Origin of the sequence: Prevotella sp. (genome assembly GCF_036570325.1) — a bacterium.
Taxonomy (GTDB): domain Bacteria; phylum Bacteroidota; class Bacteroidia; order Bacteroidales; family Bacteroidaceae; genus Prevotella.
The window spans coordinates 1-1,545 of sequence record NZ_DATCYK010000125.1; the positions used below are offsets into that span (position 1 = coordinate 1).

General features: G+C 29.0%; 1 protein-coding gene. It reads left to right on the top strand.

The features are described 5' to 3' along the window. Positions 1 to 167: 167 nt before the first annotated feature. The gene (locus tag VIR50_RS11065; RefSeq protein ID WP_331935176.1) at positions 168 to 1,493 is read left to right on the top strand and encodes an ISL3 family transposase; all 1,326 of its coding nucleotides are present in this window, start codon (positions 168 to 170) and stop codon (positions 1,491 to 1,493) included. The last annotated feature ends 52 nt before the right edge of the window (positions 1,494 to 1,545 follow it).

Sequence of the window (1,545 nt, forward strand, 5' to 3'; positions counted from 1 at the left end):
GGCTCTATAATATATAACGTTGATGGTAATAAAAAATCCGAAATCGCCGAATGGCGAAAACGGATAAATTTACTGTCAGCGTTATATTTTTTATAAAAAAGTTGAAAACATGTCAAGACCGTTGTAAAATTGAGTCACTACAAACAAATAAACAAAGGAGATAAGACATGTTTTCAAGTAACAGTATATCAGAAATTCTAGGAATAAGGGACAAAAATTTAAAATTTACAGGAAAAATTTCAAATAAGATAATAAACGGAGTCAAATTCAATATACTACACTCTACGCTAACGTATACACCAGATGTATGCCCTCATTGTGGTTCTGTCAATGAAAATTACTCGATAGTAAAAAATGGTAGTCAGAAAGTAAAAATACTTATAAATAGGATCAATAATGTCCCTACTATTCTTGAAGTTAAAAAGCAGAGATTTTGCTGTAAAGATTGCGGTAGAACCTTTATAGCCGAGACTTCTCTCACAGATAAAGGTTGCTCTATTTCAAATGATGTTAAGGCATCTATTATTGATAAACTTGTTGATATTGTAGCTATGAAAACAATAGCAAAAGACCACTATGTTTCTTCTAATACAGTAATACGAGTGCTTAGAAGTACTGAATCTAAAACAAACAAGAATTTTTTACCTAAAAAAATAGCAATAGATGTACCCAAGGGCATTAAAAAATTTAAATCAACTAAAAAGGTTGATGCATCTATGAGTGTAAACATTACTGATATAGACACTGGACATGTGTTTGATATTGTCTCCGACAGGAGAAAAAAATATCTTGGTGAATACTTAAGGTCTTTCAGTGAAGAAGCTAGAAATAATGTTAAAATAATTACTACAGACATGTATCCTACGTATATAGAACTTGCAAAAAAATTCTTTCCAAATGCCATAATAGTTCTAGATAAGTTTCATATAGTACAAATGTTCACTAGAAATATGAATAAATTAAGAGTCTTGGAAATGAAAAACTTCAAAACACATTCACATGAATATCGTGTGTTAAAAAGGTACTGGAAGGTATTGTTAGCAAAGGATTGGAACTTAAATAGTGTATATTTTTATAAGTATACTTGTTATAAAAAATTTACAAATACAAAAGAAATTAAATACGATATATTGAATTTTTCAGATAGAATAAAAGAAGCAAATATATATTACCAAAAATTCTTACTTTGTATAGAAAAAAGAGACGTTGAAGGCTTGAAAAAACTAGTAAATAAAGATATTAATGAAATACCTGAATGTTTCAGGACGAGTGTATATAGTTTAAAGAAACACATGAAATATGTCATTAATTCTCTTTCTACTTCCTACACAAATGCTCATGCCGAAGACAATAACAATCTCATAAAAGCATACAAGCGTGTATCATTTGGATTTAAAAGTTATAAAAATATGAAATTAAGAATACTATTAAGAAATAGGTATAAAGTACAAAAAAACAGCGAAGCTGATGGGCTTTTTTCACACATCAGCTAACGCTGTTAAAAATTGGCTATGATTCTTCATCAACGTTATTTGACAAAGAACC